This window comes from Kitasatospora sp. NPDC085895, from assembly GCF_040702125.1.
Classification (GTDB): domain Bacteria; phylum Actinomycetota; class Actinomycetes; order Streptomycetales; family Streptomycetaceae; genus Kitasatospora; species Kitasatospora arboriphila.
The window spans coordinates 39,707-65,307 of the sequence record NZ_JBFBJY010000030.1 but is presented as its reverse complement, the minus strand read 5'-3'; the positions used below and the strand labels follow the sequence as shown (position 1 = coordinate 65,307).

Genomic DNA, 25,601 nt, shown 5'->3' with positions numbered 1-25,601 from the left:
GGGGCGGGCTACCGGGGCCGGGGCCGGTGCAGCCGGACCAGGGCGTCGATCGCCTCGCCCGCCGTGCCGTGGCCGTCGGGGGCGGCCACGGTGCGGCGCACCCGTTCGGCGCGGACGGTCTCCAGGCCGGTGCCGGCGAGGTCGTCGAGGACGTCGTCGGGGGTGAAGAGCACCCGCGGGTCCTGCGGTCCGCCGGTGCCCTCGGTGAGGTTGAGGCTGTCGTGGCCGACGACGAGAAGGGTGCCGCCGGGGGCGAGGGCCTCGGCGGCCCGGCGCAGCGCGGTGCGGCGGTCGGCGGCCGGGAGCTGCAGGTAGGTGACCAGGACGAGGTCGTACCCGGCCGGTTCGGCGGTGTGCGCGAGGACGTCGGCGTGCACCCAGTCGATCCGGTCGGCGGTGCCGGCCGGGCGGGTGGCGGCGAGGGCACGGCCGCGGTCGAGGGCGACGGCGGAGAAGTCGACGGCGGTGGCCCGCCAGCCGCGTTCGGCGAGCCAGATGCTGTTGCGTCCTTCGCCGGCGGCGAGGTCGAGGGCGCGGCCTGCCGGCAGCTCCTCGCACTCGCGGACGACCCGGCGGTTGGGCTCGACGCCCCAGAGCTGCTCGGTGGCGCGGTACCGCTCGTCCCAGTCCTGACTGTCCATCGGTGGCCTCCTCGGTCCGAGCGTACGCGGCGGGCGCCGCATGGCCGGCGTATGACCTTGGTAACCCCGTGGTGGTGGCGGCGGTGCCGGCGGGCCGGGCGGGCCCGGCGCCACCGCCGACCGAGGGTGGACGAACGATCCTTCTGCCGTGCACGCGGGGCCGGCGCCGGAGGGGTGCGCGGGTCCGCGCCGGGACGCCGACGGGCCGTGATGTGCCGAGGTCACGGCTGGGATTCGATGGCGTTCCCTGACGGTTCGAAAGGTTGTTAGGTTAGGCTTGCTTCCCTTACTGTCCTGGGTGCCGGAATACCGACCAGCACCCTCGGAGTACGCCATGCCCGCCCGCCGCTCCACCGCAGCGACGCTCCTGACCATCGCCGTGGCCGGCGCAGCCCTGGCCGGCTGCTCCAAGAAGGACGACGCCGCCTCCGCGGACGCGGTCAAGGTGACCGCCTCCGACTCCGCCTGCGAGGTCGCGAAGACGAGCTTCCCGGCCGGCGCGGTCGAGCTCTCCGTCCAGAACAAGGGCTCGAAGTCCACCGAGGTCTACGTCTACGCCGCCGGCGACAAGATCGTCACCGAGCGTGAGAACATCGGCCCGGGCACCACCGTGAGCATCCACGCGGAGATCAAGGCCGGCGAGTACGAGATCGCCTGCAAGCCGGGCATGACCGGCGACGGCATCCGCCAGAAGATCACCGTCACCGGCGGTGCCGCGCCGGCCGCCAAGGCCGACCCGCGCCTGGCCGCCGCCGTCGAGGCCTACCGGAAGTACGCGCAGGAGCAGGCCGACGCCACCATCCCGGTGGTGACCCAGTTCGCCGAGGCCGTCAAGGCCGGCGACGCCGAGAAGGCCAAGTCGCTGTTCGCCGCCTCCCGCGTGGGCTGGGAGCGCACCGAGCCGATCGCCGAGAGCTTCGGCGACATCGACCCGAAGACCGACACCCGCGAGGACGGCCTGGAGGCCGGCCAGCAGTGGACGGGCTGGCACAAGCTCGAGAAGTCGCTCTGGGCCGACGGCAGGATCACCGACGACGACAAGAAGCTCGCCGACCAGCTGGTCACCGACCTGAAGGACTGGCAGTCCCGCGTCGCCAAGGCCGAGATCACCCCGACCTCGATGGCCAACGGTGCCAAGGAGCTGCTGGACGAGGTCTCCAAGAACAAGATCACCGGCGAGGAGGACCGCTACTCCCACACCGACCTGTCGGACTTCGCCGCCAACGTCGACGGTGCCGAGAAGGCCTACGAGCTGCTGAAGCCGGTCGCCTCCGAGAAGGACGCCGCGCTGGCCAAGACCCTGGACGCCGAGTTCGCCGCGATCAAGGTGCTGCTCGGCCAGTACAAGCAGGGCGAGGCCTACACCTCCTACGACAAGATCACCGAGCCGGAGCGCAAGGCGTTCTCGGACGCGGTGAACTCCCTGGGCGAGCCGCTGTCGAAGCTGGCCGCCGCGGTCGTCGTCACCGGCTGATCCCGGACCGACCGCACCAGCGCCCCGCCGCGGCGGCCCGACCGGGCCGCCGCGGCATCCGCAGAGACAGGACCGAAGGAAGCCCCGTGGACGCCGAGACCACCGAGACCACCGAGACCACCGCGCCGGACACCGCCACCGACCAGGCCGCCCCCACCCGCCGCGCCGTCATCGGCTGGGCCGGTGCCGGCCTCGCCCTGGGTGCGGCCGCCGCCGGCTCGGTGGCCGCCGCGACCATGCACGAGGCCGCGCCCGCCGCCGCCCCCGGCATCGACTCCACCGTCGACATCCCGTTCTACGGCGACCACCAGTCCGGCATCGCCACGCCCGTCCAGGACCGGCTGCACTTCGCCGCGTTCGACGTCATCACCAAGGACCGCGAGGCCCTGGTGAAGATGCTGAAGGAGTGGACGAAGGCCGCCGCCGCGATGACCGGCGGCCGCGAGGTCGGCACCGGTGCGACCGGCGGCATCCCGGAGGCCCCGCCGGACGACACCGGCGAGGCGCTCGGCCTGCCCGCGTCGCGGCTGACCCTGACCGTCGGCTTCGGCCCGACGCTGTTCGAGAAGGACGGCACCGACCGCTTCGGCATCAAGGCCAAGCGGCCCGAGGCCCTCGTCGACCTGCCGAAGTTCCCCGGCGACCGGCTGGAGGAGAACCGCACCGGCGGCGACATCTGCATCCAGGCCTGCGCCGACGACCCGCAGGTCGCCGTGCACGCGATCCGCAACCTGGCCCGGATCGGCATGGGCGTGGTCAACGTCCGCTGGTCGCAGCTCGGCTTCGGCAAGACCTCCTCGACCACCCCCGAGGCGCAGACCCCGCGCAACCTCATGGGCTTCAAGGACGGCACCCACAACATCGCCGGGACGGACGCCAAGGCGCTCGGCGACCACGTGTGGGTCGCCCCCGGCGACGGCCAGGACTGGATGACCGGCGGCTCGTACCTGGTCGCCCGGCGGATCCGGATGACCATCGAGACCTGGGACCGCACCTCGCTCAAGGAGCAGGAGGACGTCTTCGGCCGCAGCAAGCTGGAGGGCGCCCCCGTCGGCAAGCAGAAGGAGCGGGACACCCCGGACCTGTCCGCGATGAAGCAGGACGCGCACGTCCGCCTCGCGCACCCGGACAGCAACAACGGGCTGATGATCCTGCGCCGCGGCTTCTCCTTCACGGACGGCACCGACGGCCTCGGCCGCCTGGACGCCGGCCTGTTCTTCCTCGCCTACCAGCGCGACACCCGCAAGGCCTTCGTGCCGCTGCAGTCGAAGCTCGCCGCGAACGACGCGCTGAACGAGTACATCACGCACGTCGGCTCCGGCCACTTCGCGTGCCCGCCCGGCGTCCGCAAGCCCGGCGAATGGTGGGGCCAGGCCCTGTTCGGCTGACCCCCTGCCCCGTACCACCTCCACCCCCGGGAGTCCCTCGTGTTCGGCAACTACCTGATCGGTCTGCGGGAAGGCCTCGAAGCCAGCCTCGTGGTCTGCATCCTGATCGCCTATCTGGTCAAGACCGGCCGCCGGGACCGCCTCGCGCCCGTCTGGGCGGGTATCGCCGCGGCGGTCGTGCTGAGCATGGCCTTCGGCGCGGTGCTGCAGTACGGCTCGACGCAGCTCAGCTTCGAGGCGCAGGAGGCGCTCGGCGGCTCGCTGTCGATCGTCGCGGTCGGCCTGGTCACCTGGATGGTCTTCTGGATGCGCCGCACCGCCCGGCATCTGAAGGCCGAACTGCACGGCAAGCTGGACGCCGCGCTGGCGATGGGCACCTTCGCCCTGGTGGTGACGGCCTTCCTCGCCGTCGGCCGGGAGGGCCTGGAGACGGCGCTGTTCATCTGGACGGCCGTCCAGGCGACCAGCGACGGCGTGCGGCCGCTGGTCGGCGCGGTCCTCGGCCTGCTCACCTCGGTGGTGCTGGGCTGGATGTTCTACCGCGGCGCGCTGAAGATCAACCTCGCCAAGTTCTTCACCTGGACGGGCGCAATGCTGGTCGTCGTCGCGGCCGGTGTGCTCGCCTACGGCGTGCACGACCTGCAGGAGGCCGGCTGGATCCCGGGCCTGACCAGCCAGGCATTCGACATCTCCAGCACCGTTCCGAAGGACAGCTGGTACGGCACCCTGCTGAAGGGCGTGTTCAACTTCCAGCCGGACCCGACGGTGCTGCAGGTCTCGGTCTGGGCCGCCTACCTGGTGCCCACCCTCTTCCTCTTCCTCCGGAAGTCCGGCACCCCGGCCCCCGAGCCGGCCCCGGCCCCCGCGACGGCCGGGAAGCCCGCCGCCTGAGGCTCCCGGGCGCCGTGAAGGTCCCGTACCCCGTCGGGGTGCGGGACCTTCCGCGTCGTACCGGGCGGTGTCAGTGGTCGAAGAGCACCAGGGAGCGGCCGCCGCGGCCCGCCGCCATCCGTTCGAAGGCGGCCGGGATGCCCTCCAGGGAGATCCGGTCGGTGATCAGTGCGTCCAGGTCGAGCCGGCCGCTGCGGACGTGCCCGGCGAGCACCGGCACCGTCTCGTCCGGGTCGCAGTTGCCGTACACGCAGGCGGTCAGGGTGCGGGCGTAGTGGAAGAGCTCCAGGGCGGAGAACGAGACCGTGTCCTCCTTGCCGCCGATGCCGACCACGGTCGTCCGCCCGCCGCGGCGGGTCGCGGACCAGGCCGAGCGGATCGCCGCGCCGCGGCCGACGCACTCGAAGGCGTGGTCGGCGCCGCGGCCGCCGGTGAGCTCCCGGACGGCCTTCGGGGTGGAGTCGCCGGCGAGCAGGAACTCGGTGGCGCCGTGCCGGCGGGCCAGTTCCTCCTTCTCCGGGGAGACGTCGACGGCGACCACCGGCGAGGCCCCGGCGAGGCGGGCGGCCTGCAGCACCGCCAGGCCGATCCCGCCCAGCCCGTACACCACCACCGACTCCCCCACCCGCACCCTGGCCGCGCTGTGCACGGCCCCGTAGCCGGTGAGGACGGCGCAGCCGAGCAGGGCGGCGGAGGCCAGCGGCACGTCGGCGGGCAGCGGCAGGACGGCGCGCCGGTCGACGACCGTCTCCTCGGCGAAGGCGCCGACGCCGAGGCCGGGGTGGAGCGGGGTTCCGTCCGGGAGGGTGGCGTAGTGGCCGGTGGACGCGGCGCCGGAGTTGTCGCACAGCCAGGGCTCGCCGATCGCGCAGGCCGGGCAGGCGCGGCAGGCGGGGGCCCAGTTGAGGACGACCGGGTCGCCGGGCGCCACCCCGGTGACGTCCTCGCCGACCGAGACGACGGTGCCCGCCCCCTCGTGGCCGAGGACCAGCGGGAGGGTGGCGCGGAGCATGCCGCGGCCGATCGACAGGTCGGAGTGGCAGACGCCGGCGGCGGCGAGGCGGACGCGGACCCGACCCGGTCCCGGGTCCGGCAGGTCGATGTCGGCGATCTCGAGCGGGGCCCCGGCGGAGCGCAGGACGGCGGCGCGGACCATGGCGGTCACCTCGGTGGTCTTCTCGGCGTGTTCGGACGGGGACGGGTGGGCGGGGCGGGCGGCGGTCAGAACTGCAGGGACTCAGAACTGCAGGGACTTGGTCTGCAGGAACTCCTCCAGGCCGTGCCGGCCGAGTTCGCGGCCGACGCCGGAGTTCTTCCAGCCGCCGAAGGGGGCGAGCGGGTTGAAGCGGCCGCCGTTGATGTCGACCTGACCGGTCTCCATGCGGCGGGCGAACGCGGCGGCACTCTCCTCGTCGCCCGCCCACACGGCGCCGGCGAGGCCGTACTCGGTGCCGTTGGCGAGCGCGAGGGCGTGCTCCTCGTCGTCGTACGGCAGCACCACCAGCACCGGGCCGAAGATCTCCTCCTGCACCGCGCGGGCGTCCGGGGGGAGGTCGGCGAGGACGGTCGGGCGGACGTAGTAGCCGCGGTCCAGGCCCTCGGGGGCCCCGGGGCCGCCGGCGACCAGCCTGGCGCCGGCGGCGAGCGCGCCGTCGATGTACTCCAGGACGCGCTCGCGCTGCCGGGCGCTGACCAGCGGTCCGACCCGGGTGGCCGGGTCGGCCGGGTCGCCGGGCGCGTACTTCGCGGCGGAGGCGGCGGCGATCGCCAGGGCCTCCTCGTACTGGTCGCGGTGGACGAGCAGCCGCGTCCAGGCGGTGCAGGTCTGGCCGGAGTTGGCGAAGACGTTGGCCAGGTTGACGTTGACGGCGCGGGCCAGGTCCGCGCCGGGCAGGACGACGCTCGCGGACTTGCCGCCGAGTTCCAGGGAGACCTTCTTGATGCCGCGTCCGGCGCTCTCGCCGATGGCGCGGCCGACCGCGGTGGAGCCGGTGAAGGAGACGACGTCCACGCCGGGGTGGGCGGCGAGCGCGGCGCCGACCACTGTGCCGAGGCCGGTCACCAGGTTGAAGACGCCCGGCGGCAGGCCCGCGCCGTCGACGATCCGGGCGAACAGCCGGGCGATCAGCGGGGTCTCCTCGGACGGCTTGAGCACCACCGTGCAGCCCGCCGCGAGGGCCGGGACGACCTTGGCGACGATCAGGTGCAGCGGGTAGTTCCAGGGCGTGATCGCGGCGACCACCCCGGCGGGCTCCGCGTACACCGTGGAGTTGCCGACCTTCTCGTGGAAGGCGTAGTCGGCGAGGACGTCGAGGTAGGCCGAGGCCACCGCGATCGGGGTGCCGGCCTGGACGGCGTCGGCGAAGCCCGCGGGGGTGCCGAGTTCGGCGGTGACGGTGGCGGCGATCTCCGCGCGGTGGGCGGCCAGGCCGTCGCGCAGCCGGGTCAGGGCGGCGAGCCGCTCCTCGCGGCTGCTCGCCGCCCAGCCGGGTGCGGCCGCGCGGGCGGCGGCCACCGCGGCGTCGACCTCGGCGGCGGTGCCGGCCGGGACGGTGGCGAGGGGCTGCTCGGTCGCCGGGTTGAGCACCACGATGGTGTCCGGCCCGGCGGCGGGCCGCCAGCCGCCGCCGATGTACTGGTCCGCGTAGTGCTCCACCCGATGCTCCTCGGAGTCCGCTCCGGATTTAACTAGCAGTGGTAGTTAACTTGCGGGTAGCCCTCCGGCGCAAGAGCACGGCCCGGTACGGCACGGCGCGGCACCGCGGGTGACGCCCCCTCACACCCGGGCACCGGGCGAACGGCCACCACCCCGTGGCGCCCCCCGCACGCCTGTAGGGTTGGGCCGCATGAACGCCCGAACAGCCCCCGCCACAGCGGCCTCCCGCAGGTCCGAGGCCCGGGAGAGGCTGCTCGACACGGCCGCCGAACTGTTCTACGCGGAGGGCGTCCAGGCCGTGGGCGTCGACCGGCTGATCGCCGAGGCCGGCGTCACCAAGGCCACCTTCTACCGGCACTTCCCCGGCAAGGACGAACTCGTCCTCGCCTACCTCGACCGACGCGACCGGGCCGTCCGGGAACGGCTCGCGGCGGCCGCGGCGGCATCGCCCGATCCGCGCGCCACCCTCGCCGTCCTGGTGGCGGCCCTCGCCGACGAGGTCTGCGGGCCCGGCTTCCGCGGCTGCCCGTTCATCAACGCCGCCGCCGAGTACCCCGATGCCGACCACCCCGTCCGGCAGCTGGTCACCGCCCACCGCCGCTGGTTCCGCGGCGCGCTCGCGGACCTGCTCGCCGCCTGCGGCCACCCCGACCCGGTCGGCGGGGCCGCGGCGCTGCTCCTCCTCCGCGACGGCGCCATGGTCGCCGGCTACCTCGACGGCGCCGAGACCCGCGACCGCATCACCGCCACCGCCACCGACCTCCTCGGCCCACTCCCCTGACCGAGCCCGACGGGCGCATCACCGGATACCCCGGGGGCGCGCAGGGGGTGCCCCTGCGGGTTCCCGTGGGTGCGGCCAGCGCCTAGGGTGCTCGGCACACCGTCCGCTCCCCCGCCGGAGGATGACTGCCGTGACGCCCACCCCGCCCACCCCGCCGTCCGGGCGGCTGCGGATCGCCGTGCTCGGCGCCGGCAGCATCGGCTGCCACCTGGGCGGCCTGCTCGCCGAGGTCGCCGACGTCACCCTGATCGGCCGTCCGGCCGGGATGGCGGTGGTGCGCGAGCACGGCCTCACCCTGACCGGCGGCGGCCGCCCCACCGTCCGGGTGCCCGCCGAGGGCCTGCGCACGGCCACCGACCCCTCCGGCGCCGAGGGCGCCGACCTCGTGCTGGTGACGGTGAAGTCGGCCGCGACCGCGGAGGCCGCCGCCTCCGTCGCGGGGGTGCTCGCTCCGGGCGCCCCCCTGGTCAGCTTCCAGAACGGGCTGCACAATCCGGCGCTGATCAGGTCGGCCGTCGGTGCGGACCACCCGGTGGTGGCCGGCATGGTCCCGTACAACGTGCTGCAGACCGCGCCGGGCACCTTCCACCAGGGCTCGGGCGGGGCGCTGATGATCGACGACCAGCCGGCCGGTGCCCCGCTCGCCGGGGCGGCCGCGGCGGCCGGTCTGACGGTGGAGCGCCGCGCCGACATGCGCGAGGTGCAGCACGGCAAGCTGCTGATGAACCTGAACAACGCCGTGAACGCACTCGCCGGCGTGCCGCTGCGCGAGGAGCTCGGGCAGCGGGCGTTCCGCCGCTGCCTGGCGCTGTGTCAGCGGGAGGCGCTGGCGGCGATGCGGGCGGAGGGCGTGCACCCGGCCCGGTTGGGCGCCCTGCCGACCGCACTGATGCCCCGACTGCTCGCCCTGCCCGACGGCGTGTTCCGGCGGCTGGCGGCGGCGACGCTGAAGGTGGACGCCGAGGCCCGGTCGTCCACCTGGGAGGACCTGCAGCGGGGCCGCCGGACGGAGATCGACAGCCTGCAGGGCGAGGTGGTGGCGATGGCCGGGCGGCACGGCCTGGCGGCGCCGGCCAACGCCCGGCTGATCGAGCTCGTCCGGGAGGCGGAGCAGGCCGGGCCGGGCAGGGCGCGGGTGTGGGCGGGCGTCGAGCTGCTGGCGGAGCTACAGGCCGCCCGACCTGCGGGAACGCGATAACGGGGACCCCAAAGACGAATCCGAGATTCGCATTAGATAGTCTTCCGGATGTGAGGCTGACGAAGGGCACCGACATCGCACTCCGCATCGCCATGCGGCTGGCCGTGCTGGACGAGGCGTCCAACCCGACCACCCGTGAGGTCGCGGCGGCGATGGAGGTTCCCTACACCCACGCGGCCAAGGTGGTGAGCAGGCTTCAGCACCTCGGTGTGGTGGAGGCGCGCCGGGGCCGCAGCGGCGGCCTGGCACTCACCCCGGCCGGCCGCACCGGTTCGCTCGGCGCCCTGCTGCGCGAACTGGAGGGGATCGGCGACGTGGTGGGGTGCGAGGACGACCCGCCGTGTCCGCTCCGGTCGTCGTGCCGGCTCCGCGGGGTGCTCCGTCAGGCCCAGGAGGCGTTCTTCGCGGTGCTCGACCCGCTCTCGGTCGAGGACCTGGTCGCGTCCCCGACCGGCCCGGTCCTGCTGGGCCTCTCCGTCCGCCCGCCGGACTGATCCGTTCCACCGGGCACGGCCCGCCCGTTCCCGTCCCGCAAAATACGAAGATCAAATACCGATTAAGGAGCCGTCCATGCTGTCCCCGCAGAACGCCCCGGTCGTCGAAGCCACCCTGCCGGTCGTCGGCGCCGCCGTCGGCGACATCACCGCACGCTTCTACGAGCGGCTGTTCGAGGCCCACCCGGAGCTGCTGCGCGACCTGTTCAACCGCGGCAACCAGGCCAACGGCACCCAGCGGCAGGCGCTGGCCGGCTCGATCGCGGCGTTCGCCACCGCCCTGGTCGCCCACCCCGAGCAGCGGCCGGACGCGATGCTCGCCCGGATCGCCCACAAGCACGCCTCGCTGGGCGTCGCGCCGGAGCAGTACCCGGTCGTCCACGAGCACCTGTTCGCGGCGATCGTCGAGGTGCTCGGCGAGGCGGTGACCCCGGAGGTCGCGGCGGCCTGGGACGAGGTGTACTGGCTGATGGCCAACGCGCTGATCGCGCTGGAGAAGGGCCTGTACACCGGGGCCGGCACCGGACCGGAGGCGCTGTGGCGCCCGTACACCGTGGTCGCGCGGCTGCTGGAGACCGACGACGTGGCGACCTTCCTGGTGCGGCCCGCCGACGGCGGCCCGCTGCCGGCCACCACCCCGGGCCAGTACGTCTCGGCGCAGGTCGAACTGCCGGACGGCGCCCACCAGATCCGCCAGTACAGCCTCTCGGGACAGCCGGACGGCGCCCTGCAGTTCTCGGTCAAGCGGGTGGCGGGCACCCCGGACGGCGAGGTCTCCAACCACCTGCACGCGCACGTCGGAGCCGGCGCGACCCTGCTGCTGAGCCCGCCGTTCGGCGACGTGACGCTGGCCGAGGGCGACGGCCCGGTGCTGCTGGCCTCCGCGGGCATCGGCTGCACCCCGATGATCGGGATGCTCTCGCACCTCGCGGCCACCGGCAGCACCCGGCGGGTGATCTCGGTGCACGGCGACCGCGACCAGCTCGCCCACGCCTTCCGCGCGGACCTGCAGCAGCTCACCGCCAAGCTCGCGGACGCCGAGGCGCACGTCTTCTACGAGCAGCCGGCCGGCGAATGGCCCGCCGAGCGCACCGGCCTGGTGGACCTGGCCGGCGTGGAGGTCCCGGCCGGCACCACCGCCTACCTGTGCGGCCCGCTGCCCTTCCTGCGCTCCGTCCGCGGGCAGCTGATCGCGGCGGGCGTCCGCCCGGCCGACGTCCACTACGAGGTCTTCGGCCCCGACCTGTGGCTGGGCGCGGAGGCCTGACGCCCCCTCACCCCCCGCAGCTCCTCACGCCGCGGGCCGGCATCCCTCCAGCAGGGATGCCGGCCCGCGGCGCACCGGCCGCGCGGCCGGTCGCCCTCAGGCCTGCGCGGCGGGTGCGGCGGCCTCGTCCTGCTGCGCGTCCACGGCCGGAGCGGTCGCCCCGCTCGGCCCGGCCCGCCCGGGCCGGCCGGGCACGGCGAGGGTGACCAGGGCGGCGAGGACGGCGGTGCCCAGGCCGATCGCCAGGCCCGTCCGGAAGCCGTTCTCGGAGGGCAGCTGGACCGGGCCCGTCGTCACCGTCATGTGCGAGAGCACCACACCGACCACCGCGGCGGAGGTCGAGGTGCCGATCGACCGCATCAGGCTGTTCAGGCCGTTGGCGGCGGCGGTCTCCGAGGCGGGCACGGCCGACATGATCAGCGCGGGCATCGCGGCGTAGGCGAAGGCCACGCCCGCACCGATCACGCAGGAGAAGAGCACCATGCCCCAGACGTGGTGGGTCAGCCCGAGCGAGAGCGCGTAGCCGGCCGCGATCACCAGCGAGCCGATCAGCAGCGAGACCTTGGGGCCGCGGGCCGCCGAGATCCGTGCGGAGAACGGCGAGACGGCCATCATCACCAGGCCGGACGGGGCCATGCACAGGCCCGCGACCACCATCGAGCGGCCGAGGCCGTAACCCGTCCCCTCGGGCAGCTGCAGCAGCTGGGGGACGATCAGCGACATCGCGTACATCGCGAAGCCGGTCACCACCGAGGCGAGGTTGGTCATCAGCACCTGGCGGCGGGCGGTGGTGCGCAGGTCGACCAGCGGGCTGCCGGTGCGCAGTTCCCACACGCCCCACAGCAGCAGCACCGCGGCGGCGGTGCCGAACAGGCCGAGGGTGGTGCCGCTCGCCCAGCCCCAGTCGCCGCCCTTGGAGACGGCCAGCAGCAGGCTGAGCAGTCCGGCGGAGAGGCCGACGGCGCCGACCAGGTCGAAGCGGCCGCCGGAGCGCACCGGGGACTCCGGCACGAGGGCCACGACCAGGGCGATCACCAGCGCGCCGATCGCGGCGGAGGCCCAGAACAGCACGTGCCAGTCGGCGTGCTGGGCGACGACGGCGGCGAGCGGCAGGCCGAGTGCGCCGCCGATGCCGAGCGAGGAGCTGACCAGGGCCATCGCCGAGCCCATCCGCTGCGGCGGCAGTTCGTCGCGCATGATGCTGATGCCGAGCGGGATGACGGCGGCGGCGCAGCCCTGCAGGGCGCGGCCGACGACCATGGGGACGAGGCCGCCGGCGAGCGCCGGGACGAGGGAGCCGATCACCATCAGGGCGAGGCTGGCGAGCAGGACGCGGCGCTTGCCGTACATGTCGCCGAGCCGGCCGAACACGGGGGTGGCGACGGCGCCGGCGAGCAGGGTGGCGGTGATCGCCCAGGAGGCGTTCGCGGGTGTGGTGGCCAGCAGTTCCGGCAGGTCGGGGATGAGCGGGACGACGAGCGTGTTCATCAGCGAGACGGCGATGCCGGCGCCGGCGAGGACGCCGATGATCGCGCCGCCGCTGCGCGCGGTGGGGGGTGTGCTCAAGGTGGCTCCAGTCACGGGAGTGCGATATGCATCGTACACACGATATGCATCATGCACATAGGATTGACTGGAACCCGACGATCACCGGCGACGGAGCGAGGAGGAGGACGTTGTGCACGAGGAGCTCGGCGACCTCGAACGCGAACTGATGCTGATCGGTCGCCACCAGGCGATGGGCTCGCTGCGCGCCGACCCCGGCGGCCGCCTGGAGCGCAGCGCGTACACCCTGCTCAGCCGGATCGAGGCCGAGGGGCCGATGACCATCGGTCAACTCGCCGAGGCCTTCAACCTGGACACCTCCACGGTCAACCGGCAGACCGCCGCGATGCTCCGTCAGAACCTCGTCGAGCGCATCCCCGACCCGGCCGGCGGCATCGCCCGCAAACTGCGCATCACCGGGGAGGGGCTGCGCCGGCTGCACCACGACCGCGAGTGGTCGCTCAACGGCCTGGCCTCCGTCCTGGCGGACTGGCCGCAGGACGAGGTCGCCGCCCTCGCCCGGCTGCTCACCCGGCTCAACCGCAGCATCGAGGGCAAGGAGGGCCGCAGCTGGCCCCGCCCCGGCGACCGGGGAACGGCCGACCGATAGGCTCACCGGGCATGGACAACGCCACCGCCCTCTGGTCCTTCGCCCTCCTGGTCGGCCTGCTGACGCTCACCCCCGGCCTCGACACCGCCCTCATCCTGCGCACCGCCGTCCTCGGCCGCCGCCGCCGCGCCTGGGGCGTCGTCCTCGGCATCCAGACCGGCACCCTCGCCTGGGGCATCCTCGCCTCCGCCGGCGCCACGGCGGTGCTGACCGCCTCCCACCTCGCGTACGAGCTGCTGCGCTGGGCCGGTGCGGCCTACCTGCTGTGGATGGGCGGCCGCATGATCCGCGACTCCTGGCGGCGCGAGCCCGCGGGCGACACCGCCGGCGCCGCGGACCCGGCGGAGACCGGCGAGCGCGACGCCTTCGGCGCCGGCTGGCGGCGCGGGGCGCTCACCAACCTGCTGAACCCCAAGGTCGGCGTCTTCTACATGGCGCTGCTGCCGCAGTTCGTTCCGCCCGGCGCCCCGCACCTGGCCTTCGGCACGCTGCTCACCTGCGAGCACATCGTGCTCGGCACGCTCTGGTCCGCGGTGCTGGTGGGCTTCGCCCGGGTCGTCCGCCGCTGGCTCGCCGGGCCGACCGCCAAGCGCGTCCTCGACCGGATCACCGGCGGTGTGGTGGCCCTGTTCGGCCTGCGGCTCGCCCTCGGCGACTGAGGCGTCCGCTTCGGTCCGCCGGCCGTCAGTGCAGCCTGCTCCGCCAGTCCGCGGGCACCTTGTCGGACGGGCCCGGCGAGGCCTGCGCCTCCGGCCGGGACAGCGGCGGCGCCAGGTCCGGCCCGCTGTAGTACTCGCCGGTCTCGGTGTTCCAGAACCAGTCCTCACCCGGCTCGAAGCTGGTGATGAACGGGTGTCCGCTCTCCCGGGCGTGCCGGGTGGCGTGCTGGGACGGCGAGGAGTCGCAGCACCCGATGTGCCCGCACTCGGCACACCGCCGCAGGTGCAGCCACCAGCCGGCGTCCTGCCCGGCCAGGCACTCGGCGCACCCCTCGCCGCTCGGCACCGCCGACGGGTCGATCCCGGAAATCCGCTGCTCCGCCATGCCGCCGTCTCCTTCGGCTCGCCCTCCCCCGCGCCTTAGACCGTACGCCCGCGCACCGGCCCCTGCAGCGGGGTGGCTGCGGGGGGTGCGGAACCGTCCCGGCCTGTCAGTGGCGTCTGGTGGGATGGGGGCGGCGGCGACGAGGAGGGTGCGCGGTGGACGGGCAGGCGGGGTGGCGCTGTACGGGGCTGCACTGGCGGGACGGGCAGCCGGTGCTCGGTGCGGTGCGCGGCGGCCGGCACCACGAGCGGGTGGTCGCCGCGGGCACGGCGGTGAGCTGGCGGCTGCACGGCCCGCGGTACTGCTCGGGCCCGTGGCTGGTCGGCGAGACGGAGCAGCGGCCGTGCCCGCACCGTGCCGAGATCGATCCGAACGGCGGCGCGGTGCTCTGCCCGCCGTGCCAGGCGGTCGACCGCGGGCTGGCGCTCGCGCGGGACAGGATCCTCGACGACGGCCGGACGTACCTGCTGTACCTGGCCTGGTTCGGCGGCGACCTGGCCAAGGTGGGGCTGACGGCGGAGCAGCGCGGCCGGGCCCGGTTGCAGGAGCAGGGGGCTCCGGTGTTCACCGTGGTGGCCCGCGGTCCGCTGCCGGCGGTGCGCCGGGCGGAGTTGACGGTGTCCGGGGCGGGGCTGGCGCGCGAGCGGTTCGGGGTCCGGGCGAAGGCGGAGCAGTGGTGGCACCTGCCCGGTCCTGCGGAGCGGGCGGCGCGGGTGGCCGAGCTCCGGGCGGCGGTGACCGGCCTGCTCGCCGGGCATCCGGTGGAGCTGTTCCCGGCGGGCGAGGTGGTGGACCAGGTCGGCCTGTTCGGGCTGGTGGACGGTCCGCCGCGGGTGTACCGCGAGGTGGTGGCGGTGGCGGACGGCGCCACCGTCGGCGGCACGCTGCGGGCGCCGATCGGACGGCAGCTGTTCCTGGAGCAGCCGGACGGCGGTGAGCCGCTGCTGCTGGACGCCCGGCGGCTGACGGGCTGGGGGCTGTCGCCGGCTCCGTCGGGGCCCTGCTCGGGGGTGGAGGTGCGCGCGCACCGGCGGCCGCCGGCCCCGGACGCCCAGCCGGCGCTGTTCTGAGGGGTCGGCCCGGCCCCGAGGGTTTCGGGCCCGGCTCCCGAGGGATCGGGCACGGCGGATCCGGCGGATCCCTTGCGGGTTTGCTACCGGTCGGTAATTCTTGCTGACATTCCGTCCCACAGAGGAGCGTCCGCATGTCCGCCGAGGTCACCTTCGCCCTGCCCTCCCCGTACGGCCCGCGCACGGCGACGGTGCGCTACCACCGGGAGGGCTCCGGCAGCCCGCTCCTGCTGCTGCACGGCATCGGCCACCACTGGCAGGCCTGGGGCCCGGTGCTGCCCGCACTCGCCGCCCGGCACGAGGTGGTCGCCGTCGACCTGCCGGGCTTCGGCACCTCGCCGGCGCTCCCGGACGGCGTCCCGTACGGCCTGGAGGCCGCCGTCCCGACCGTCGGAGCGTTCTGCGCCGCGCTCGGGATCGAGCGTCCGCACGTGGCGGGGAACTCGCTCGGCGGCCTGCTCGCACTCGGCCTCGGCCGGGCCGGACTCGCCCGCTCGGTCACCGCCCTCTCCCCCGCGGGTTTCTGGACGGAGCCGGAGCGCCGCTACGCCTTCGCCGTGCTGGCCGGGATGCGCCTCGGCGCCCGGACGCTGCCGCGGCCCGCGGTCGAACGGCTGGCGCGCTCCGCCGCGGGCCGCGCCCTGCTGGTCAGCAGCATCTACGCCCGGCCGGGCCGGCGCTCGCCCGAGGGCGCGATCGGCGAGACGAGGGCGCTGCGCGAGGCGACCGGTTTCGCGCCGACGCTGGCCGCGGGCCGCGGCGTCCGCTTCACCGGGGACGTGCCGGGCGTGCCGGTGACCATCGCCTGGGGCACCCGGGACCGGCTGCTCGTCCGCCGCCAGGGCCTGCGGGCGCTGCACGAGATCCCCGGCGCCCGCCTGGTGCGGCTGCCGGGCTGCGGGCACGTGCCGATGAGCGACGATCCGGAGCTGGTCGGCCGGGTGATCCTGGACGGCTGCGCGGCCGCGGCCTGAGCTCCCGGAGGCGTCCCCGACGGCCGGGTGGCACGCCCGGTCGCGGGGGGTGGCGGAGATCACGCTCTGCAACGGGCCACCTACGGTGGCGTAGGTCACTTCAGAGGGTGAACCATCGGCACCATGCCTGATCCGCTGGAGACCTTTGACCCCACTTCCTACGTCGCCCTCGGCGATAGCTTCACCGAGGGCCTGAACGACCCCGGTCCCGACGGCCGTTACGCCGGCTGGGCCGACCGGCTCGCCGGGATGCTCGCCGACCGCCGGCCGGACGGCGACTTCCGGTACGCCAACCTCGCCGTCCGCGGCCGTCTGCTCGACCAGATCGCCGCCGAGCAGGTGCCCGAGGTCCGGCGGATCGCGCCGGACCTGGTGACCTTCTGCGCGGGCGGCAACGACATCCTGCGCCCGGGCAGCGACCCGGACGAGGTCGCCGAGCGGTTCGAGTCGGCCGTCCTACAGCTCCGTGAGAGCGCCGGGACGGTACTGGTGTGCACCGGCTTCGACACCCGCACCGTGCCGGTGCTGCGCCACCTGCGCGGCAAGATCGCCACGTACAACGGCCACATGCGGGCGATCGCCGACCGCAACGGCTGCGCGGTCGCCGACCTGTGGTCGCTGCGCGCGGTGCACGACCGCCGGGCCTGGAGCGAGGACCGGCTGCACCTCTCGCCCGAGGGCCACCAGCGGGTCGCCCTGCTGGCCGCCCGCTCGCTCGGGCTGCCGGTCGAGCAGGACCCGGAGGCGCCCTGGCCGCACCGCCCCGAGCCCACCCCGGCCGAGCAGCGCCGCGAGAACCTGGCGTGGGCCCGGACGTACCTGATCCCGTGGGTCGGCCGCCGCCTGCGCGGCGAGTCCTCGGGCGACCACGTCGAGGCCAAGCGCCCCGAGCTGCTGCCGCTCTGAGCACCCGGCGACCGGGGCCGGCCCCGCACGGGGCCGGCCCCGGTTTCCCTCCGCGGGCGTCCGGCATACCGTCGGTCGTGACGGACCGCCCGCGCACAGGAGGCACCGCCATGGCCGACAGCTTCGCCGTCGACGTGACCCGCATCAGCCGCGAGGCGCTGCGCACGATGGCCACCGAGCCCGGAACCGCGCCGCACCTGGACGAGGAGCGGGCCGTCAGCGTGCTCAACGACGTGATCGCCACCGAGGTGGTCGGCTGGCTCCGCTACACCCGGGACGCCCTGGCCGCCGCCGGCGGGGGCCCCGAGTCCGGCCGGGCGGCCGCGCTGCTGACCGCGCACGCCGAGCAGGGCATGCGGCACGCCGTCGCGGTGGCCGAGCGGATCACCGCACTGGGCGGGCGCCCCAACTTCGACCCGGACACCCTGGCGCAGCGCGCCCACACCGACTACTCGGTGCCCGCGGACGCCGCGCTGACCGCCACCCTCGACCGCAACCTGCGGGCCGAGCGGATCGTCCTCGCGACCTACCGGGAGATCGCCGACTGGTTCGGCGACCGCGACCCCGACAGCCGCGACCTGCTGCACACCCTCGCCGCGGACGTGCGGCGCAACGCCGCGGCGCTGGAGGACCTGCTCCGCACCCGCGGCGGCTGACCGGCCAGGGGCTCCGGAGCGCCCCCGGGTTCAGGACTCGTACCGCTCGACCTCCTCGATGCTGCGCACCGCGGCGAGATCGGGGTCGTCCCCCGCGTCGACCCGTGCCCGACGCTGCCGGAGCAGGTCCCAGCACTGGTCGAGCTCCGCCTCCAGCTCGCGCAGCCGCTGCCGCTCGCTGGCCGGGTCGATCCGTCCTTCGGCCAGCATCGTCCGCAGCTCGCGTTCGGCCGCGACCATCTCACCGATCCGGTCCAGGATCCGCCGATCGGTGCCGCCACTCGTGTGCTCGTCCACCGGGACACCTCCTCGCCCCCAGCCTAGGAACGGCCGGTGTGCGGCGCGACCCGGCACCCGTTCGGCGCAGCGGCGGCTTGACAGTCCGTCAAGCGGTGTTCAGGATGACGCTTGCTGGAAATGAATTTCACTTTCAGAATCGGGCGAACCACCGTCCCCGACCGACCCCGCACAGCCGAGGAGCACCCGCATGTCCCTGAACGTCCCCGCCGCCCTGCTGGAGAAGGCCGAGCACGGCGAGGTGGAGGAGGCGGAGTTCGTCGAGACCGTCCGCACCTCCCTGCCGTACGCCTACCGCACGGTCGCCGAGCTCAGCGGCGAACTGCAGGACTCCCCCGCCGAGTTCGCCGACAACACCACCGCACCGACGGACGAGGAGCGCGGGCAGCTGCTGCGCGCCATGGCCAGTGACGCCATCCGCGGCAGCCTGGAGCGGCACTTCGGCGTGCGGATCGCCTTCCAGAACTGCCACCGGGTGGCGGTCTTCCGCCCCGGCGCCGAGCGGACGGAGGCGTACGCCCGGTTCACCTCGGCGCGAGCACAGCTGCTCAACCAGGTGCCCGGTCTGCGCAGCTGCTGACCGCCGCGGGCCGGCGGCGCCGGCCGCACCCGGTCAGCCGCCCGTGTGCAGCGGGTCGGCCGGGTCGCGGCCGGCGAGGCCGAGCAGCCTGGCCTGCGTGTCGGCGTCCTCGGGCACCGGCACGGCCGGGCCGAACACCCCGGAGGAGGAGAGGTCGCCGCCGTACGCCTCGAGCTCGGCGAGCGCGAACCCGGCGGCCGCCCGGTCCATGGCGAGGTCGGCGCCGACCCCGACGGCCAGGTCCCAGGCGTGGATGATCGCGTCGACCGTCATCTCCCGGCAGTAGCCCTCGGCGGGGCGGTCGCCGTACGAGAGCGAGACGGTCCGCCCCAGCGCGCCGGAGGCGTCGAAGGCGGCGCGGGACGCCTCGGCGGCGGCCGTCCAGGCCGCCACCGGGTCGTCGCCGAGCACGTCGCCGTCGAAGCGGTCGCCGACTTCCGCGACCGTGCGGCCCGCCAGCAGCGGCGGCACCCACAGGTGCTCGGAGGTGAGGTGGCCGACCAGGTCGCGGACGGTCCACTCGGTGCAGGGCGTCGGCGCCTCCCAGGCGTCGTGGGCGGCGGCCCTGCGCACGTGCCGGCCGAAGGTGTCCTGCGCGTCGGCGAACAGCTTCAGCACGGCTTCCGGTTGCTCTGCCATGCCTCCACCCTTCACCCGATCGGCCGGCCCGGCACCCCGGAGGAACGGCACCCCGGAGGAACCGCCCGGCCGCTCCGGACGTCGCCCGGTCCGTGGAACGCCTCCCCTCCGAGGGCCGCCGGCCCCGACGGTTCCCGGTCGACGCCGACGGCGAGCGGCTCGCCGCCGTCGCCCTCGCACCCGACGCCCCGAACGGGCTCACCGCCGTCGCGCTGCACGGCGCGGGCGACAGCGACAGCGGCCCCCTGCTGCCGCTGCTCGGCGACCTCGCCGCACGGGGTTGCCGCGCCCTCGCCCTGGACTTCTCCGGGCACGGCGCGAGTTCCGGACGACTCGCGGACCTGTCGCTGGAGCGCCGGCTGCGGCAGGCCGCCGCCCTGATCGACCGGCACGCCGGCGGCGAGGGGCTGGTGCTGGTCGGATTCAGCATGAGCGGGCAGACGGTCGCCGACCTGACGGCGCGGTACGGGCCGCGGGTCCGGGCCGTCGGGCTGTGCGCCCCGGCGGTGTACGCGCGGGAGGCCTGGCCGGTGCCCTTCGGCGCGGGCTTCACCGGGATCATCAGGCGGCCCGGCGGTTGGCGGGACTCGGCGGCGCTGACCGCACTGGAGTGCTTCGGCGGGCGATCGGTGCTGGCCGTGCCCGGCCGCGACGAGGTGATCCCCGTCGAGGTGACCGCGGCGGTCGGGCGGGCACTGGCGGCGCGGTCCGACCACCGGCGGCTGGAACTGCCGGACGCCGTCCACCGGCTCGGCCGGTGGTTCGGCGAACACCCCGTGCCGCGGCGGCGGTTCGTCGCCGCGCTGCTCGACGGGGCCGCCCACCCGGCATGATGGCCTCCTCACCGCCGCGCCCAGGAGGTCCCGCCGTGCCCAGCAGTCCGGTCCGCGTCACCGTGATCGGCGAGTGCGTCGCCGACGCCTTCACCGATGCCGCCCTGAGCGGGCCCGGCGAACTGGCACTGCGGGTGCACCCGGGCGGCGGGCCGGCCAACACCGCGGTGGCACTGGCCCGGCTGGGCACCCCGGTGGCGTTCCGGGCGCGGCTGGCGGACGACGTCTTCGGGCGGCTGTTCCGGGCCCAGTTGGCCGGCTCCGGGGTCGACCTGTCGGGCTGCGTGGCGGCGGCGGAGCCGAGCACCCTGGCGGTCGCCGAGGTGGACGGCGAGGGGCGGGCCAGCTTCTCGTTCCACGCCGAGGGCACGGCGGACTGGCAGTGGACGGAGGCCGAGTTGGCGGCCGTGCCACCGGCCGGGCCGGTCTGCGTGCACGCCGGCTCGCTGGCCCTGGTGCGGGACCCGGGCGGGCCGGCGATCGAGGCGCACCTGGCCCGGGCCGCGGCGGCCGCGACGGTGTCGATCGACCCCAACGTCCGTCCGCTGCTGGTCGATCCGGCGATCTACCGGGAGCGGCTGCCGCGCTGGTGCGCACTGGCGGACGTCCTGCGGCTGAGCGCGGACGACGTCGGGCACCTCTTCCCGGAGAGCGGGGTGGAGGCGGTCTGCGACCGGTTCCACGAGGACGGCGTGCCGCTGGTGGTGGTGACGCTCGGCCCGCAGGGTGCGCTGGCCTCGCTGAACGGGGAGCGGATCGCCGTACCCGCCCGACCGGTGGAGGTGGTGGACACCGTCGGCGCCGGGGACGCGTTCACGGCCGGGCTGCTGCACCGGCTGGACGCGCAGGGCCTGCTCGGCGGGCGGCTGGACGGGCTCACGGTGCCCGCCGTGGCCGAGGCGTGCCGCTTCGCAGCCGAGGTGGCGGCACTGACCTGCGGTGTCGCCGGGCCCAACCCGCCCTGGGCCGATCGGCTCTGACGGCCGGCCGGCCAATGCCCGGGCCCCGACACGGGGGCGGCCCGTCGGCCCGGTGCCGGCGGGCCGCCCCCCGGAGTCTCCGGGCGGGGCGGGTCGTCCTACTCGACCGGCGCCTTCTCGCGCAGCACCTCGACGAAGGCGCGCATCCAGGCCGGGTGGTCGGGCCAGGCGCGGGCCGAGACCACGACGCCGTCGACCACGGCCTCGCCGTCGACGAAGTCGGCGCCGCCCGCCTCGACGTCCGGCTCCAGCGCCGGGTAGGCGGCCGTGGTGCGGCCGTTGAGGGTGCCGCCGACCAGGGTGATCAGCGGGCCGTGGCAGATCTGCGCGACCGGCTTGTCCTCCTGGAAGAAGTGTGCGGCGATGCGCTGCACGTCGGCGTTGTTGCGGAGGTACTCGGGGGCGCGGCCGCCGGGGATCACCAGGGCCACGTAGTCGGCCGGGTCGACGTCGGCGACGGCGACGTCGGCGGGCCAGGTGTAGCCGGGCTTCTCGGTGTAGGTGTCGAAGCCGTCCACGAAGTCGTGCACCACGAACTGCAGCGTCTTCTTGGCGGGCGCGGCGATGTGCACCTCGTACCCCTCCTCGCGCAGCCGCTGGTAGGGGTAGAACACCTCCAGCGACTCCGCCGCGTCACCGGTGACGATCAGGATCTTGGCTGCCATGTCCGGCGGTACCGTCCTTCCTCCGCCCACCCTGTGTGAGCCCCGACACACACTGCCGCCTGACGGTCCGTGGGGCAATGCGGCGCGCGAGGCACGGACGGCACGCGCCCGGTACGCCGGCGTGCGCCCCCTGCGCGCCCCACCGCCGGCCGGCGTCCGCCCGGCCGGACGCGCTCCGCGAGCGACCGGTCACGGCAGGGCCTAGCGTGCAGATGAGTCGCGTCCCCTGCCGGGAGGTAGCCATGCAGTGCTCGCAGATCGTGCGCTCCAGCACCGTCGCCAACCTGCGCGACCTCGGTGGCATCGCGCTGCCCGGCGGCCGGGTCCGCCAGGGCCTGGCGTTCCGCTCCGGCGGCCTCGACCGCCTGGACCTCACCTGCGACCCGGCCTTCGCCGCCCTCGGCGTGCGGACCGTCGTGGACCTGCGCACCGAGCGGGAGCGCACCGCCCGCCCCGACCGGGTGCCCGGCGGGGCGCACCTGCTGGTCGCCGACGTGATGGCCGACCCGGCGGGCACCGGCACCGCCGCCCGGCTGGCCCTCGCCTTCGCCGACCCCGCGCTCGCCAACCGGGAGTTCCGCGGCGGCCGGGCCGCCCGGGCGCTGGCCGCGGACTACCGCTCCTTCGTGACGGCCGAGTCCGCCCGGCAGTCGTACCGCCAGCTGCTGACCGCGCTCGCGCACCGGGACGGCGGTCCGGTGCTGTTCCACTGCACCGCGGGCAAGGACCGCACCGGCTGGGGGGCGGCGCTCGTCCTGCTGCTGCTCGGCGCGGACGACCGGACGGTCACCGACGAGTACCTGTCGGTCGGTGTCGCGGTGCAGGCCGCGTTCGCACCGGTGATCGCGGAGTTCACCGCCGCGGGCGGCGACCCTGAGATCGCCGACGCGGTGTTCGGCGCGCACCCCGCGTACCTGGAGGCGGCCCGGCAGGCGGTCGAGGACGGCTGGGGCGACGTCGAGAGCTACGCCCGCGCCGGGCTCGGCATCAAGGACGAGACCCTCGGCCACCTGCGGGAGCGGCTCACCGCCTGAACGGGCGGCGCAGCCGTCAGGCGGCCGTCCAGGCGAGCAGTTCCTCGGCCGGGCGGGTGTTGACGATCCGCTCCGGCTCCAGCCCCTCGTCGGCGGCGCGGGCGCAGCCGTACTGCTGCCAGTCGAGCTGGCCGGGGGCGTGCGCGTCGCTGTCGATCGCGAAGACGCAGCCGGTGTCGATCGCGAGGCGCAGCAGCCGGGTCGGCGGGTCGCGGCGGTCGGGGCGGCAGTTGATCTCGACGGCGGTGCCGGACTCGGCGCAGGCCGCGAAGACCGCCTCGGCGTCGAACTGCGACTCGGGGCGGGTGCGGCCGCCGACCAGCCGGCCGGTGCAGTGACCGAGGACGTCGACCAGCGGGTTGCGGACGGCGGCGAGCAGGCGGCGGGTCATCGGGGCGCGGTCCATCCGCAGTCTGGAGTGGACGGAGGCGACCACCAGGTCGAGTTCGGCCAGCAGGTCCTCGTCCTGGTCCAGTGAGCCGTCGTCGAGGATGTCGCACTCGATGCCGGTGAGCAGCCGGAAGGGCGTGAGTTCGCGGTCGAGGGCGGCGACCACGTCCAGTTGCTCGCGCAGCCGTTCGGCGCTGAGGCCGCGGGCGACGGTCAGCCGGGGCGAGTGGTCGGTGAGGACGGCCCAGGCGTGGCCGAGGTCGCGGGCGGTGCGGGCCATCGCCTCGATCGGGCTGCCGCCGTCGGACCAGTCGGAGTGCAGGTGGCAGTCGCCCTTGAGGGCGGCCCGCAGTGCGTCGGCGCCCTCGGCGAGCGGCCCGGCGCGTTCCTCCAGTTCGGCGAGGTAGCCGGGGACGCGCCCGGCCGAGGCCTCGGCGATCACCCGGGCGGTCTTCGGGCCGACGCCGGGCAGCCGGGCGGCCCGGGCGGCGTCGACCGGCCCGGCGGGCAGCGTGCGGGCGGCCTCGGCCGCGGTGCGGAAGGCCTTCACCCGGTACGGGGAGGCGTCCTCGCGCTCCAGCAGGAAGGCGATGCGTTCCAAGGCCGCGACCGGCTCCATGGGACCAGTGTCGCCAAAGCCGGGCCGACCCGCGCGCGACCCCTTGTTGACAGACCGTCTAACTGGTTCACTGCTCCCGTCGGTGCAGCCGATCCCGAACGCCCCCGACCCCACCGGAGCCGACCGATGCGCGACACCGCCCCCGCCCCGCACGCCGACCGCCGCGAACAGAACGCCGCCCGGCTGCTGCGCGCCTCCGCCCGCCACTCCTTCGACCCGCTGACCGAGATCGACTGGGACGCGCCGATCGACCCGGACCACTTCGCCCTGCCGCAGCACCGCGTCACCCTCTACGGCACCCCGCTGTGGGAGTCCCTGACGCCGCGGCAGCAGGCCCGCCTCAGCGTCCACCAGCTGGCCTCCGCGACCGCGGCCGGCATCTGGTTCGAGCTGGTGCTGATGGAGGGCCTGATCCGGCACGTCTACGAGGGCGACCTGACCACCCGGCACGCGCAGTACGCGTTGACCGAGGTCGCCGACGAGTGCCGGCACTCCACCATGTTCGCCCGGTACATCGCCGCCACCGGCTACCCGTCGGCCCGGCCCACGGCCAAGGCGCACCGGCGCGGCAAGCTGCACTTCCTGCTGAACGACACCGCGATCACCTTCGCCGGCGCGATCTTCGTGGAGGAGTTCACCGACGCGATGCAGCGGGAGATGGTCCGCGACGAGTCGCTGCAGCCGCTGGCCCGGGCGGTGGCACGGATCCACGTCGTCGAGGAGGCCCGGCACATCGGCTACGCCAAGCCCGAGCTGGAGCGGATCTGGGCGCGGATGGGCCCGGCCCGGCGCGCGGTCTTCCGGCGCGGCCTGCTGGTGCTGGCCCGGCTCGCCGTCGCGGAGCTCGTCCACCCCCGGGTGTACGCCCTCTCCGGCCTGGACGTCCGCGCGGCGGAACGCGCCGCCGCGGCCAACGAGCACTGGCGGCTGGCCCGCGTCGACTGGGCCCGCAAGGCGCTCGCGTTCTTCACCGACCTCGGCGTCGTCGACCACCGGACGGCCCCGCACTGGCGCCGCGCCGGCCTGCTCGACTGAACCCCGCCGCCCGTCCGGGTCAGAGCACGGCGTCGCCGGCCACCGTGCCGAGCGCGTAGGTGACGGCCGAGGCGGCGGCGACGATGAGCAACTGCCGCACGGCGGTGCGCACCGCGCTGCGGCCCGAGCCGAGGCCGAGGGCGGCACCGACCGCCAGCGAGGCCAGGGCCGTCACCGCGGCGGAGGCGGCGACCGCGGCGGTGCCCTCGGTGACGAACCACGGCACCAGCGGGACGAGCGCACCGAGCGCGAAGAGCAGCAGCGAGCTGGCCGCGGCCACCGCGGGCGAGCCGGCGTCCTCGGCGCCGACGCCGAACAGGATGCGCAGGCTGGTCTGCCGGGCCGTCCGGCCGGCCGACACGACGCCGCGGGTGGCGCGGACGGCGGTGACCGGGTCGAGGCCCCGCTCGCGCAGGCTGCGGGCCAGGTGGGCCATCACCACCGGCGGGGAGTGCCGCCACGCGTCCTGCAGCGAGGCCTCCATCCCCTGGGCGACCTCGCGCTGGCCGCGGACGGACACCCATTCGCCGGCCGCCATCGACAGCGCCCCGGCGACCAGGCTGGCGAGCCCGGACAGCCGCACGGTCGCCGCGTCCACGGAGGCCCCGGCGATGCCGAGGATGAAGCAGAGGTTGGTCACCAGGCCGTCGTTCACCCCGAGGACGGCGGCCCGGATCCCGCCGCCGGCGACCCGCCCGGCGGTGCGGCCGATCGCCGCGAGCTCCGCCTCGGCGGCCTCGTCGTCCTGGTCGGTACGGGCGGCCGGGTCCCAGCCCGGCGCGATGGCGGCCCAGTCGGGGCCCGGGGCGGACATGCGCCCAGCGTAGGTGCTCACCGGGCCGCCGCCCCGGAACACCGCGGCGCACGGCCGGTCGCGGTGCGGGGCGCCGCGGGCACGGCGGTGGCCGCCGGGCGGTGGGGGGTGCAGAAGGGG

At 75.3% G+C, this 25,601-nt stretch carries 28 protein-coding genes; 18 read left to right on the top strand and 10 right to left on the bottom strand.

Going from position 1 to position 25,601, the window contains the following annotated elements:
• Nucleotides 1–8: 8 nt before the first annotated feature.
• Entirely contained in the window at nt 9–641 is a 633-nt protein-coding gene (locus tag AB0442_RS20075) for a methyltransferase domain-containing protein (RefSeq protein ID WP_366164287.1), read from the bottom strand.
• Between the two features lie 334 nt (nt 642–975).
• On the opposite strand from AB0442_RS20075, the gene efeO reads away from it, so the two are divergent.
• From efeO to efeU, 3 genes are all read left to right on the top strand, one after another.
• A complete protein-coding gene (gene efeO, locus AB0442_RS20070; protein ID WP_366164286.1) occupies nt 976–2,115 on the top strand; it encodes an iron uptake system protein EfeO in 1,140 nt (379 codons plus the stop codon).
• A gap of 86 nt (nt 2,116–2,201) precedes the next feature.
• Nucleotides 2,202–3,503 (top strand): iron uptake transporter deferrochelatase/peroxidase subunit, encoded by a 1,302-nt coding sequence (gene efeB / locus AB0442_RS20065; protein WP_366164285.1) that lies wholly within the window; start codon nt 2,202–2,204, stop codon nt 3,501–3,503.
• Between the two features lie 39 nt (nt 3,504–3,542).
• Nucleotides 3,543–4,394, top strand: coding sequence for an iron uptake transporter permease EfeU (gene efeU, locus AB0442_RS20060; RefSeq protein ID WP_366164284.1), 852 nt, complete (start codon nt 3,543–3,545; stop codon nt 4,392–4,394).
• A 70-nt stretch (nt 4,395–4,464) separates the two neighbouring features.
• Here the strand turns inward: efeU and AB0442_RS20055 are convergent, their stop codons facing one another.
• Nucleotides 4,465–5,550, bottom strand: coding sequence for a Zn-dependent alcohol dehydrogenase (locus AB0442_RS20055; RefSeq protein WP_366164306.1), 1,086 nt, complete (start codon nt 5,548–5,550; stop codon nt 4,465–4,467).
• Between the two features lie 81 nt (nt 5,551–5,631).
• Nucleotides 5,632–7,050, bottom strand: a complete 1,419-nt coding sequence (locus tag AB0442_RS20050) for an aldehyde dehydrogenase family protein (protein ID WP_366164283.1) — start codon at nt 7,048–7,050, stop codon at nt 5,632–5,634.
• Between the two features lie 190 nt (nt 7,051–7,240).
• On the opposite strand from AB0442_RS20050, the gene AB0442_RS20045 reads away from it, so the two are divergent.
• The 4 genes from AB0442_RS20045 (at nt 7,241) to AB0442_RS20030 (ending at nt 10,790) form a co-directional block, all read left to right on the top strand.
• A complete protein-coding gene (locus tag AB0442_RS20045; protein WP_366164282.1) occupies nt 7,241–7,831 on the top strand; it encodes a TetR/AcrR family transcriptional regulator in 591 nt (196 codons plus the stop codon).
• 130 nt (nt 7,832–7,961) lie between these two features.
• The gene (locus AB0442_RS20040; RefSeq protein ID WP_366164281.1) at nt 7,962–9,029 is read left to right on the top strand and encodes a 2-dehydropantoate 2-reductase; all 1,068 of its coding nucleotides are present in this window, start codon (nt 7,962–7,964) and stop codon (nt 9,027–9,029) included.
• Between the two features lie 50 nt (nt 9,030–9,079).
• A complete protein-coding gene (locus tag AB0442_RS20035) occupies nt 9,080–9,523 on the top strand; it encodes an Rrf2 family transcriptional regulator (protein WP_366164280.1) in 444 nt (147 codons plus the stop codon).
• Nucleotides 9,524–9,599: 76 nt separating this feature from the next.
• Nucleotides 9,600–10,790: a globin domain-containing protein gene (locus AB0442_RS20030; RefSeq protein ID WP_366164279.1), complete on the top strand. Its 1,191-nt coding sequence runs from the start codon at nt 9,600–9,602 to the stop codon at nt 10,788–10,790.
• A gap of 96 nt (nt 10,791–10,886) precedes the next feature.
• Here AB0442_RS20030 and AB0442_RS20025 read toward each other — a convergent pair whose 3' ends face one another.
• A complete protein-coding gene (locus AB0442_RS20025; RefSeq protein WP_366164278.1) occupies nt 10,887–12,356 on the bottom strand; it encodes an MFS transporter in 1,470 nt (489 codons plus the stop codon).
• A 148-nt stretch (nt 12,357–12,504) separates the two neighbouring features.
• On the opposite strand from AB0442_RS20025, the gene AB0442_RS20020 reads away from it, so the two are divergent.
• Entirely contained in the window at nt 12,505–12,945 is a 441-nt protein-coding gene (locus AB0442_RS20020) for a MarR family winged helix-turn-helix transcriptional regulator (protein ID WP_366164305.1), read from the top strand.
• 11 nt (nt 12,946–12,956) lie between these two features.
• Nucleotides 12,957–13,604, top strand: a complete 648-nt coding sequence (locus AB0442_RS20015) for a LysE family translocator (RefSeq protein ID WP_366164277.1) — start codon at nt 12,957–12,959, stop codon at nt 13,602–13,604.
• A 25-nt stretch (nt 13,605–13,629) separates the two neighbouring features.
• Here the strand turns inward: AB0442_RS20015 and AB0442_RS20010 are convergent, their stop codons facing one another.
• Complete coding sequence (locus tag AB0442_RS20010; protein ID WP_366164276.1) at nt 13,630–13,989, bottom strand: UBP-type zinc finger domain-containing protein; 360 nt, start codon at nt 13,987–13,989, stop codon at nt 13,630–13,632.
• A 155-nt stretch (nt 13,990–14,144) separates the two neighbouring features.
• Between AB0442_RS20010 and AB0442_RS20005 the strand changes: the two genes are divergently transcribed.
• From AB0442_RS20005 to AB0442_RS19990, 4 genes are all read left to right on the top strand, one after another.
• The gene (locus tag AB0442_RS20005) at nt 14,145–15,059 is read left to right on the top strand and encodes a DUF2797 domain-containing protein (RefSeq protein ID WP_366164275.1); all 915 of its coding nucleotides are present in this window, start codon (nt 14,145–14,147) and stop codon (nt 15,057–15,059) included.
• Nucleotides 15,060–15,193: 134 nt separating this feature from the next.
• On the top strand, nt 15,194–16,033 hold the full coding sequence (locus AB0442_RS20000; protein WP_366164274.1) for an alpha/beta fold hydrolase: 840 nt from the start codon (nt 15,194–15,196) through the stop codon (nt 16,031–16,033).
• Nucleotides 16,034–16,156: 123 nt separating this feature from the next.
• Nucleotides 16,157–16,939, top strand: a complete 783-nt coding sequence (locus tag AB0442_RS19995) for an SGNH/GDSL hydrolase family protein (RefSeq protein ID WP_366164273.1) — start codon at nt 16,157–16,159, stop codon at nt 16,937–16,939.
• A gap of 110 nt (nt 16,940–17,049) precedes the next feature.
• Nucleotides 17,050–17,595, top strand: coding sequence for a ferritin-like domain-containing protein (locus AB0442_RS19990; RefSeq protein ID WP_344624288.1), 546 nt, complete (start codon nt 17,050–17,052; stop codon nt 17,593–17,595).
• 30 nt (nt 17,596–17,625) lie between these two features.
• On the opposite strand, the gene AB0442_RS19985 is transcribed toward AB0442_RS19990, so the two are convergent.
• Nucleotides 17,626–17,892, bottom strand: coding sequence for a DUF2630 family protein (locus tag AB0442_RS19985; protein ID WP_344624289.1), 267 nt, complete (start codon nt 17,890–17,892; stop codon nt 17,626–17,628).
• Nucleotides 17,893–18,082: 190 nt separating this feature from the next.
• Here AB0442_RS19985 and AB0442_RS19980 point away from each other — a divergent pair, with 190 nt between their 5' ends.
• Nucleotides 18,083–18,472, top strand: coding sequence for an SCO5389 family protein (locus tag AB0442_RS19980; RefSeq protein ID WP_344624290.1), 390 nt, complete (start codon nt 18,083–18,085; stop codon nt 18,470–18,472).
• 33 nt (nt 18,473–18,505) lie between these two features.
• On the opposite strand, the gene AB0442_RS19975 is transcribed toward AB0442_RS19980, so the two are convergent.
• Complete coding sequence (locus AB0442_RS19975; protein WP_366164272.1) at nt 18,506–19,111, bottom strand: TIGR03086 family metal-binding protein; 606 nt, start codon at nt 19,109–19,111, stop codon at nt 18,506–18,508.
• Nucleotides 19,112–19,203: 92 nt separating this feature from the next.
• Between AB0442_RS19975 and AB0442_RS19970 the strand changes: the two genes are divergently transcribed.
• Both AB0442_RS19970 and AB0442_RS19965 read left to right on the top strand, forming a co-directional pair.
• Complete coding sequence (locus AB0442_RS19970; protein ID WP_366164271.1) at nt 19,204–19,944, top strand: alpha/beta fold hydrolase; 741 nt, start codon at nt 19,204–19,206, stop codon at nt 19,942–19,944.
• Between the two features lie 35 nt (nt 19,945–19,979).
• Nucleotides 19,980–20,924, top strand: a complete 945-nt coding sequence (locus AB0442_RS19965; RefSeq protein ID WP_366164270.1) for a carbohydrate kinase — start codon at nt 19,980–19,982, stop codon at nt 20,922–20,924.
• 98 nt (nt 20,925–21,022) lie between these two features.
• On the opposite strand, the gene AB0442_RS19960 is transcribed toward AB0442_RS19965, so the two are convergent.
• The gene (locus tag AB0442_RS19960) at nt 21,023–21,589 is read right to left on the bottom strand and encodes a DJ-1/PfpI family protein (RefSeq protein ID WP_344624294.1); all 567 of its coding nucleotides are present in this window, start codon (nt 21,587–21,589) and stop codon (nt 21,023–21,025) included.
• Between the two features lie 242 nt (nt 21,590–21,831).
• Here AB0442_RS19960 and AB0442_RS19955 point away from each other — a divergent pair, with 242 nt between their 5' ends.
• On the top strand, nt 21,832–22,623 hold the full coding sequence (locus tag AB0442_RS19955; protein WP_366164269.1) for a tyrosine-protein phosphatase: 792 nt from the start codon (nt 21,832–21,834) through the stop codon (nt 22,621–22,623).
• Nucleotides 22,624–22,639: 16 nt separating this feature from the next.
• On the opposite strand, the gene AB0442_RS19950 is transcribed toward AB0442_RS19955, so the two are convergent.
• Nucleotides 22,640–23,632 carry a PHP domain-containing protein gene (locus AB0442_RS19950; RefSeq protein ID WP_366164268.1) on the bottom strand — a complete coding sequence of 331 codons (993 nt, stop codon included), beginning with the start codon at nt 23,630–23,632 and terminating at the stop codon, nt 22,640–22,642.
• Nucleotides 23,633–23,758: 126 nt separating this feature from the next.
• Here AB0442_RS19950 and AB0442_RS19945 point away from each other — a divergent pair, with 126 nt between their 5' ends.
• Complete coding sequence (locus AB0442_RS19945) at nt 23,759–24,667, top strand: diiron oxygenase (RefSeq protein WP_366164267.1); 909 nt, start codon at nt 23,759–23,761, stop codon at nt 24,665–24,667.
• 19 nt (nt 24,668–24,686) lie between these two features.
• Here AB0442_RS19945 and AB0442_RS19940 read toward each other — a convergent pair whose 3' ends face one another.
• Nucleotides 24,687–25,481, bottom strand: a complete 795-nt coding sequence (locus AB0442_RS19940; RefSeq protein WP_366164266.1) for a VIT1/CCC1 transporter family protein — start codon at nt 25,479–25,481, stop codon at nt 24,687–24,689.
• Nucleotides 25,482–25,601 lie beyond the last annotated feature (120 nt).

Excerpts from the sequence above, each read along its gene's own strand:
- AB0442_RS20075 (WP_366164287.1), bottom strand. The coding sequence starts at position 641 with ATGGACAGTCAGGACTGGGACGAGCGGTACCGCGCCACCGAGCAGCTC.
- efeO (WP_366164286.1), top strand. The coding sequence starts at position 976 with ATGCCCGCCCGCCGCTCCACCGCAGCGACGCTCCTGACCATCGCCGTG.
- AB0442_RS20055 (WP_366164306.1), bottom strand. The coding sequence starts at position 5,550 with ATGGTCCGCGCCGCCGTCCTGCGCTCCGCCGGGGCCCCGCTCGAGATC.
- AB0442_RS20045 (WP_366164282.1), top strand. The coding sequence starts at position 7,241 with ATGAACGCCCGAACAGCCCCCGCCACAGCGGCCTCCCGCAGGTCCGAG.
- AB0442_RS20030 (WP_366164279.1), top strand. The coding sequence starts at position 9,600 with ATGCTGTCCCCGCAGAACGCCCCGGTCGTCGAAGCCACCCTGCCGGTC.
- AB0442_RS20020 (WP_366164305.1), top strand. The coding sequence starts at position 12,505 with ATGCTGATCGGTCGCCACCAGGCGATGGGCTCGCTGCGCGCCGACCCC.
- AB0442_RS20015 (WP_366164277.1), top strand. The coding sequence starts at position 12,957 with ATGGACAACGCCACCGCCCTCTGGTCCTTCGCCCTCCTGGTCGGCCTG.
- AB0442_RS20010 (WP_366164276.1), bottom strand. The coding sequence starts at position 13,989 with ATGGCGGAGCAGCGGATTTCCGGGATCGACCCGTCGGCGGTGCCGAGC.
- AB0442_RS20000 (WP_366164274.1), top strand. The coding sequence starts at position 15,194 with ATGTCCGCCGAGGTCACCTTCGCCCTGCCCTCCCCGTACGGCCCGCGC.
- AB0442_RS19995 (WP_366164273.1), top strand. The coding sequence starts at position 16,157 with ATGCCTGATCCGCTGGAGACCTTTGACCCCACTTCCTACGTCGCCCTC.
- AB0442_RS19990 (WP_344624288.1), top strand. The coding sequence starts at position 17,050 with ATGGCCGACAGCTTCGCCGTCGACGTGACCCGCATCAGCCGCGAGGCG.
- AB0442_RS19980 (WP_344624290.1), top strand. The coding sequence starts at position 18,083 with ATGTCCCTGAACGTCCCCGCCGCCCTGCTGGAGAAGGCCGAGCACGGC.
- AB0442_RS19975 (WP_366164272.1), bottom strand. The coding sequence starts at position 19,111 with ATGGCAGAGCAACCGGAAGCCGTGCTGAAGCTGTTCGCCGACGCGCAG.
- AB0442_RS19960 (WP_344624294.1), bottom strand. The coding sequence starts at position 21,589 with ATGGCAGCCAAGATCCTGATCGTCACCGGTGACGCGGCGGAGTCGCTG.
- AB0442_RS19955 (WP_366164269.1), top strand. The coding sequence starts at position 21,832 with ATGCAGTGCTCGCAGATCGTGCGCTCCAGCACCGTCGCCAACCTGCGC.
- AB0442_RS19950 (WP_366164268.1), bottom strand. The coding sequence starts at position 23,632 with ATGGAGCCGGTCGCGGCCTTGGAACGCATCGCCTTCCTGCTGGAGCGC.
- AB0442_RS19945 (WP_366164267.1), top strand. The coding sequence starts at position 23,759 with ATGCGCGACACCGCCCCCGCCCCGCACGCCGACCGCCGCGAACAGAAC.
- AB0442_RS19940 (WP_366164266.1), bottom strand. The coding sequence starts at position 25,481 with ATGTCCGCCCCGGGCCCCGACTGGGCCGCCATCGCGCCGGGCTGGGAC.